Origin of the sequence: Thauera phenylacetica B4P, from assembly GCF_000310225.1 — a bacterium.
In the GTDB taxonomy this organism is placed as follows: domain Bacteria; phylum Pseudomonadota; class Gammaproteobacteria; order Burkholderiales; family Rhodocyclaceae; genus Thauera; species Thauera phenylacetica.
This window is the reverse complement of the sequence record NZ_AMXF01000209.1, coordinates 1-7,132: the sequence shown is the minus strand read 5'-3', so window position 1 is coordinate 7,132 and position 7,132 is coordinate 1. Positions and strand designations below refer to the sequence as shown.

7 protein-coding genes are annotated in these 7,132 nt (G+C 70.1%); 4 read left to right on the top strand and 3 right to left on the bottom strand.

All coding sequences use genetic code 11. The features are described 5' to 3' along the window. The first annotated feature begins 28 nt into the window (after window positions 1–28). Window positions 29–907 carry a tyrosine recombinase XerC gene (gene xerC, locus C667_RS18370; RefSeq protein WP_370701720.1) on the top strand — a complete coding sequence of 293 codons (879 nt, stop codon included), beginning with the start codon at window positions 29–31 and terminating at the stop codon, window positions 905–907. A gap of 228 nt (window positions 908–1,135) precedes the next feature. Next, complete coding sequence (locus tag C667_RS18365; protein WP_039922151.1) at window positions 1,136–1,684, top strand: helix-turn-helix domain-containing protein; 549 nt, start codon at window positions 1,136–1,138, stop codon at window positions 1,682–1,684. Between the two features lie 594 nt (window positions 1,685–2,278). Here C667_RS18365 and C667_RS18360 read toward each other — a convergent pair. From C667_RS18360 to ruvA, 3 genes are all read right to left on the bottom strand, one after another. Then, window positions 2,279–2,629: a hypothetical protein gene (locus C667_RS18360; protein WP_004374651.1), complete on the bottom strand. Its 351-nt coding sequence runs from the start codon at window positions 2,627–2,629 to the stop codon at window positions 2,279–2,281. A 15-nt stretch (window positions 2,630–2,644) separates the two neighbouring features. Beyond that, entirely contained in the window at window positions 2,645–3,700 is a 1,056-nt protein-coding gene (gene ruvB / locus C667_RS18355; RefSeq protein WP_004374647.1) for a Holliday junction branch migration DNA helicase RuvB, read from the bottom strand. A gap of 148 nt (window positions 3,701–3,848) precedes the next feature. After that, entirely contained in the window at window positions 3,849–4,448 is a 600-nt protein-coding gene (ruvA, locus tag C667_RS18350) for a Holliday junction branch migration protein RuvA (protein ID WP_004374645.1), read from the bottom strand. A 196-nt stretch (window positions 4,449–4,644) separates the two neighbouring features. Here ruvA and C667_RS18345 point away from each other — a divergent pair, with 196 nt between their 5' ends. Continuing rightward, window positions 4,645–5,817, top strand: a complete 1,173-nt coding sequence (locus tag C667_RS18345; RefSeq protein WP_004374642.1) for an ABC transporter substrate-binding protein — start codon at window positions 4,645–4,647, stop codon at window positions 5,815–5,817. Between the two features lie 270 nt (window positions 5,818–6,087). Continuing rightward, complete coding sequence (locus tag C667_RS18340) at window positions 6,088–7,008, top strand: branched-chain amino acid ABC transporter permease (protein ID WP_004374639.1); 921 nt, start codon at window positions 6,088–6,090, stop codon at window positions 7,006–7,008. The last annotated feature ends 124 nt before the right edge of the window (window positions 7,009–7,132 follow it).

Here is a 7,132-nt window from a genome sequence, read left to right as displayed (position 1 = left end):
CGGCTGCGTTGCCGATACGCCGGCGGCGCTGCCCGAGCGCATGCAGGCCTGGCTGGACTGGCTCGCCACCCAGCGCCGTGTCTCGCCGCTGACCCTGACCGCCTACCGCGCCGGGCTGCAGGCCCTGCTGCGCCTGGCCGAGGCGCGCCCGCCGGAGGAGCTCCAGCCTGCCGACATCCGCCGCTTCGTCGCCCGCCTGCACGGCGAGGGCCAGCAGGGGCGCTCGATCGCGCGCCATCTGTCGGCGTGGCGGGGCTTCTACCGCTGGCTGGTGCGGGAGCACGGCGTGCGCGTCAATCCGGCGCTCGGCATCCGCCCGCCCAAGTCGCCGTCCACGCTGCCGCGCGTGCTCTCGCCCGAGCAGGCGAACGCACTGCTCGATCCAGAACCGCAAAATCTGCTCGAAACTCGTGATATTGCGATGTTCGAGCTTTTTTATTCTTCCGGGCTGCGAGTCGCGGAACTCGCCGGACTCGACATCGATGCCGGGCTGGACCTCGCCGAGGGCCTGGTCACCGTCACCGGCAAGCGCCAGCGCCAGCGCACCGTTCCGGTGGGCGGCAAGGCGATCGAGGCCTTGCGCCACTGGCTGCCGCTGCGCGCCAGCCTCGCCACGGCGGGCGAGCAAGCGCTGTTCGTGACCCGCGACGGCCACCGCCTCAGCACCCGCGGCATCGCCAGCCGGCTGAGCACGCGCGCGCAGGCGCTCGGTCTCGGCGTGCATGTGCATCCGCACATGTTGCGACACAGTTTCGCCAGCCATCTGCTGCAATCGAGCGGCGATCTCCGCGCTGTGCAGGAACTGCTCGGCCACGCCAGCATCCGCAGCACGCAGATCTACACGCATCTGGATTTCCAGCACCTGGCTGCCGTGTACGACGCGGCACATCCGCGCGCGCGCAAGTGACGCACGTGCTCGCCACCGCGCAGGCCACGCCCCAATTCGGGGAATTGCAGGCGCAAGGGCAGAGCGGTTCGGATCACAATGTGACTTTCCCCATCGTGGGTATTCCCGAGTATGGAATTCATTTGGCTTGGGCTATGCTCATGGCGTCTGTTAATTTAATAATTTTCTAAAAAAAAAGCCGCGAACTCCCGGAATCAATAAAAGGGTGAAGCGCGCCATTCAAGCCCAATGAGCCCAACAGCGCACCCGGAACACCCGAATGCGGCGTCCCTTACGCATTCCAGCCACCACAAGGAAGCGGTTTCGGCACGCCGCACGATCAAGGCGGTCGCACTCGTGCTCGCGCGCCACGAGATCCGCAGCCTGCGACGATGGTTCGAGGACTTCGACCGCGACATCCTGCTCCCCATCCTGCTCGGCGAGATCGCGCTGCATAACATCGGCGCCTTGCAAAACGGCGTCGCGCGCCGCGAGAGCACCCGCCCGATCACCGCGACGCCCTCGGTGCCGCGCGACAGCCGCCCGCCGGATTGCGGCCTCAAGCCCTGCAACGCCTACTCGATCGCCGCTGCCACCGGCCTGCCGCGCGAGACGGTGCGGCGCAAGATCGGGCGCTTGATCGAGCTCGGCTGGATCTGCCGCGAAGACAACGGCCACCTCTTCATCACCGAGATCGCGCTCGAGCAGTTCGGCTCCATGCTCAGCTCGCGTGCGCTCGGCGAACTCCTCGAAACTGCCGACCACGTCCGCACCCTGCTCGAAGAAAAGCCCGCCTGAGCCCGGCGACGCCCCTACAGGGCGGGTCGCCGTGTCGCAGGGCGTGTTGCGGCGGGCGTCGCGGTGTCGCTTCGGAAAGGGAGGTTCCTGTAGGAGCGCCGGCAGGCGCGAACCGCAGCGCACGGAATGCGCGACGCGCTCGCCGGACCGCCATCTTCGCGGCTGCCGCCGCTCCTACAGGGCGTGTTGCGGCGGGCGTCGCGGTGTCGCTTCGGAAAGGGTGGTTCCTGTAGGAGCGCCGGCAGGCGCGAACCGCGGCGTATGGAATGCGCGACACGCTCGCCGGACCGCCATCTTCGCGGCTGCCGCCGCTCCTACAGGGCGTGTCGCGGCGGGGCCACGGCGTCGCTCGGGGAAGGGAAGGTTCCTTTAGGAGCGCCGGCAGGCGCGAACCGCGGCGCACGGAATGCGCGACACGCTCGCCGGACCGCCATCTTCGCGGCTGCCGCCGCTCCTACAGGGCGTGTCGTGGCGGGGCCACGGCGTCGCTCGGGGAAGGGAAGGTTCCTGTAGGAGCGCCGGCAGGCGCGAACCGCGGCGCACGGAATGCGCGACGCGCTCGCCGGACCGCCATCTTCGCGGCTGCCGCCGCTCCTAAAGGGTGCGCAGCGGCGGGCGATAGTCCGTATTCGGACCTGGCTCGGCGCGCGCCAGCGCCGCGCCGATCAGCACCAGGGCGGCGAGCAGCAGGGTGAAGTGGCGACGCTGCGCTGCCGGGCCGGGCAAGCGGCGCGGCATCGAGTAATACATCGCGTGGATGTAACCCGCGCCGGCGGCGGCGAGCGCGAGCAGTCCGGCGCCGAGCAGGCGCGAGGCGAGCGGATCGAAGCTGCGCCCGATCGAGGGGTCCCACTGCGCGGGCAGGAAGAATTCCGGCGCGCGTACGAGCAGGAACAGCCCGCCCAGCACGCACAGCATCAGCATCACCACCTGCAGCGAGCGCATCGGCGGCCCCGCCGCCTACTGGAAGAGGTCGCCGCCGGCGCGCGGCGGCGCCAGCCCGAAGTGCTGCCAGATCGCGTGCGTCGCCATGCGCCCGCGCGGCGTGCGCTGCAGGTAGCCCTGCTGGATCAGGTAGGGCTCGATGACGTCCTCGATGGTGTCGGTGGATTCGCCGATGGCCGCGGCGATGTTGTCCAGCCCGACCGGGCCGCCACCGAACTTCTCCAGCATCGCCGACAGCAGCTTGCGGTCCATGAGGTCGAGCCCGAGCGTGTCCACATCGAGCATCTTCAGCGCCGCGTCGGCCACCTCGGCGGTGATATGGCCGCCGGCCTTCACCTCGGCGTAGTCGCGCACCCGGCGCAGCAGGCGGTTGGCGATGCGCGGCGTGCCGCGCGCGCGGCGGGCGATCTCGAGCGCGCCGGCGTCGTCGATCTCGACGTTGAGCAGGCGCGCCGAGCGCCCGACGATGAAGGCGAGCTCGTCCGCGGTGTAGAACTCCAGCCGCGACACGATGCCGAAGCGGTCGCGCAGCGGGTTGGTGAGCATGCCGGCGCGCGTGGTGGCGCCGACCAGCGTGAAGGGCGGCAGGTCGAGCTTGACCGAGCGCGCCGCCGGGCCCTCGCCGATCATGATGTCGATCTGGAAGTCTTCGAGCGCGGGGTAGAGGATCTCCTCCACCACCGGCGACAGGCGGTGGATCTCGTCGATGAACAGCACGTCGTGCGGCTCGAGGTTGGTGAGCAGCGCGGCGAGGTCGCCGGCGCGCTCGAGCACCGGGCCGGAGGTCTGGCGCATGTTCACGCCCATCTCGGCGGCGACGATGTGGGCGAGCGTGGTCTTGCCCAGCCCCGGCGGGCCGAACAGCAGCACGTGGTCGAGCGCCTCGCTGCGATTGCGCGCGGCCTGGATGAAGATCTCGAGCTGCTCGCGGATCTTGGCCTGGCCGACGTATTCGGCGAGGCGCTTGGGGCGCAGCGCGCGCTCGATCGCGTCTTCCTGGCGGTCGGCGGGGGCGGCGGAGATCAGGCGCTCGGCGGGGGCTGCGGCCTTGAGCTTGTCGGTTTCGATCATCGGAGTGTCCTCTGCCGGGTCATCGCCCCGCGTGCTGCAGGCGTGGTGCGCGCCGGGAATGCTTCGCGTGCGCGCCACGGCTGCGCCGGCGCACTAAGCCCGTGGTCGCTGCCGCGCGTATCGAAGGTGCGAGCACGGACTGCGTCGATCATGGCTTCGACAGCGCCTTCAGCGCCTGGCGGATGCCGTCCGACACGCCGACGTCCTCGGCCAGGCCCTTCATCGCCGCGAGCGCCTCGCGCTCGTTGTAGCCGAGCGCGAGCAGCGCGTTGAGAATGTCGCTCTTCGCATCCGGGGCGGCGCCCGGTGCCGCGGCCAGGCGTACGCCCGCCATGTTGGGCAACCCCTTGCCGAGCTTGTCGCGCAGTTCCAGCAGCAGGCGCTCGGCCGTCTTCTTGCCGATGCCGGGGATCTTCACCAGCCGCCCGGCCTCCTGCAGCGCCACCGCCTGCGCGAGGTCATTCACCGACAGCCCCGACAGCACCGCCAGCGCCATGCGCGCGCCCACGCCCGACACCTTCAGCAGCTGGCGGAAGGTGGCGCGCTCCTCGTCGGTGGCGAAGCCGAACAGGAAGTGGCCGTCCTCGCGCACCACGAAGTGCGTGTGCAGGCTCACCGCGCCGCCGCTGGCGGGCAGGTTGTAGAAGGTGCTCATCGGCACGTCGATCTCGTAGCCGACGCCGTGCACGTCGACGAGGATCTGCGGCGGGTTCTTTTCCAGCAGGGTGCCGGTGATGCGTCCGATCATGGGGCGGGGCGTGGGAAATGCGGATGTGCAAGTCTATCAGGCCGCACGCATGCGGCCTGCGGTTTCATACAGCAGCGGCGCCGACGGGCGGCGCGAGGCGCGGGCTGGCTGGGGTAGAATCGGCGGCCTTCGCGCGTGGCGCGGCGCTCGCGCGTCGGCGTGGCGTGCGGCAAAGAGACCAATCGAGGAGACCCCCATGCTGCAGATGAAGAAGCTGTCCGTCGCGCTCGCCCTGTGCGGCGCAGCCGCCCTCAACGCGACCGCCCACGCCGCCGACATCAAGGTCGGCATCGCGCTCGACCTCTCCGGCCCGTTCTCGGCGCTCGGCGCCGAGGCGCGCGACGGCTTCGAGCTGGCGATCGAGAAGCTCGGCGGCAAGCTCGGCGGCCAGCCGGCGGAGTTCATCCGCAACGACTTCGGCGGCAACCCGGAGCAGGCCAACCAGCTCGTCGCCCGCTTCCTGCAGCGCGACGGCATCCACTTCTTCACCGGCCCGATCGGCTCCAACGCCGCGCTCGCGGTCGGCCCGGCGCTGTTCGCCGCCAAGGTGCCCTACCTGTCGGCCAACCCGGGCCCGAGCGCCTACGCGGGCGAGAAGTGCAACCCGTACTTCTTCGCGCAGTACCAGAACGACACCTACGACGAGGCCGCCGGCAAGGTCGCCAACGAGAAGGGCTACCAGAACGTCGTGCTGATCGCGCCCAACTACCCGGCGGGCAAGGACCACCTCAACGGCTTCAAGCGCCTGTACAAGGGCGGCGTGAAGGACGAGATCTACACCAAGCTCGGCCAGATCGACTACGCCGCCGAGATCGCGCAGATCCGCGCCGCCAAGCCGGATGCGGTGTTCTTCTTCCTGCCGGGTGCGATGGGGATCAACTTCGTCAAGCAGTTCGTCGGCGGCGGGCTCAAGGACGTGCCGCTGATCGCCCCCGGCTTCTCGGCCGACGAGGACGTGATCCAGGCCGTGGGCGAGCCGATGCTCGGCGTGCTCAACACCGCGCACTGGACGCACGACCTGCAGAACCCGGCCAACGCCGAGTTCGTCGCCGCCTTCCGCCAGAAGTACGCCGGGCGCTATCCGTCCGTGTATGCGGCGATGGCCTACGACACCCTGATGGCGATGGATGCCGCGGTGCGCGACGTCGGCGGCAAGATCGACGACCGCGAGGCGGTGCTGAAGGCGCTGAAGAACCCGAGCTTCAAGTCGCTGCGCGGCGAGTTCCAGTACGGCGCCAACAACTTCCCGGTGCAGAACTACTACCTGCGCGAGGTCGGCAAGGACGCCGAGGGCCGCATCACCAACAAGCTGGTCGGCACCACGCTGGAGAAGCACCAGGACGCGTACGTGGGCGCGTGCAAGATGTGATCCCATGCAGGAGCGGCGGCGGTCCCCAAATGCAGGAGCGGCGGCAGCCGCGAAGACGGTCCGCGGGCGATCGGCGCGGGTGCAGATGGCACCGTTGCTTTCGCGCCTGCCGGCGCTCCTACATGAATGGTCGTGGTCCGATGTGCAGGAGCGGCGGCAGCCGCGAAGACGGTCCGCGGGCGATCGGCGCGGGTGCAGATGGCACCGCTGCTTTCGCGCCTGCCGGCGCTCCTGCATGTGCGGCGGCGGCCCTGAACTCCGGATAAGCCGATGGATGCCATCTTCGTCTTCGAGCAAGTGCTGAACGGCCTGGGCTACGGGCTCATGCTGTTCCTGATCGCCGCCGGGCTCACGCTCGTGTTCGGCATCATGGACACCATGAACCTCGCCCACGGCTCGCTCTACATGGCCGGCGCCTACGTCGCCGCGCGCGTGCATGAGGCGAGCGGGGCGTTCGCGCTCGCCGTTGCCGCTGCGGTCCTGGTGACGGTGGCGGTCGCTGCGGCGCTCGAGTTCGTCGTCATCCGCCGGCTGTACCGGCGTGACCACCTCGTCCAGGTGCTGGCGACCTTCGGCATCATCCTGATCGCCGACGACGCGGTGAAGGCGATCTGGGGCGTGGCGCCGCTGCTGGCCTCGACGCCGGCGGCGCTGGCCGGGCCGGTGCAACTGTTCGAGGGCCTGCCCTATCCGTCCTACCGCCTGCTGCTGATCGGCGCCGGGCTGACGGTGGCGCTGGGCCTGTATCTGCTGGTCAACAACACCCGCATCGGCATGCTGGTGCGCGCCGGGGCGTCGAACCGGCAGATGGCGGAATTCATGGGCGTGCGCGTGGGCGCGGTGTTCGCCTTCGTGTTCGCGCTCGGTGCCGGGCTGGCGGCGCTGGCCGGGGCGCTGATGGCGCCGATCAGCGCGGTGCAGATCGGCATGGGCGAGGCGATCCTGATCCCGGCGCTGGTGGTGATCGTGATCGGCGGCATCGGCTCGGTGCGCGGCGCCTTCGTGGCCGCGCTGCTGGTGGGGATGGTCGATACCGCCGGGCGCGCCTTCCTGCCACCGGCGCTGCGCGCGGTGCTGCCGCCCTCGGTCGCGGCCGACCTCGGCCCGGCGCTGGCGGGGATCGCCATGTACGTGCTGATGGCGGCGGTGCTGACGCTCAAGCCCGCGGGGCTGTTCCCGGCGCGCGGTTGAGGAGGGTGACGGTGCCGCGCATTCCTGCCCTGTCTGGCCGTCGCATCGCGCAGGGCTCGCCTGTAGGAGCGGGCTTGCCCGCGAACGCTGCGCTCGACGGGTGCCAGCTTCGCGGGCAAGCCCG

Excerpts from the sequence above, each read along its gene's own strand:
- C667_RS18365 (WP_039922151.1), top strand. The coding sequence starts at position 1,136 with ATGAGCCCAACAGCGCACCCGGAACACCCGAATGCGGCGTCCCTTACG.
- C667_RS18360 (WP_004374651.1), bottom strand. The coding sequence starts at position 2,629 with ATGCGCTCGCTGCAGGTGGTGATGCTGATGCTGTGCGTGCTGGGCGGG.
- ruvB (WP_004374647.1), bottom strand. The coding sequence starts at position 3,700 with ATGATCGAAACCGACAAGCTCAAGGCCGCAGCCCCCGCCGAGCGCCTG.
- ruvA (WP_004374645.1), bottom strand. The coding sequence starts at position 4,448 with ATGATCGGACGCATCACCGGCACCCTGCTGGAAAAGAACCCGCCGCAG.
- C667_RS18345 (WP_004374642.1), top strand. The coding sequence starts at position 4,645 with ATGCTGCAGATGAAGAAGCTGTCCGTCGCGCTCGCCCTGTGCGGCGCA.
- C667_RS18340 (WP_004374639.1), top strand. The coding sequence starts at position 6,088 with ATGGATGCCATCTTCGTCTTCGAGCAAGTGCTGAACGGCCTGGGCTAC.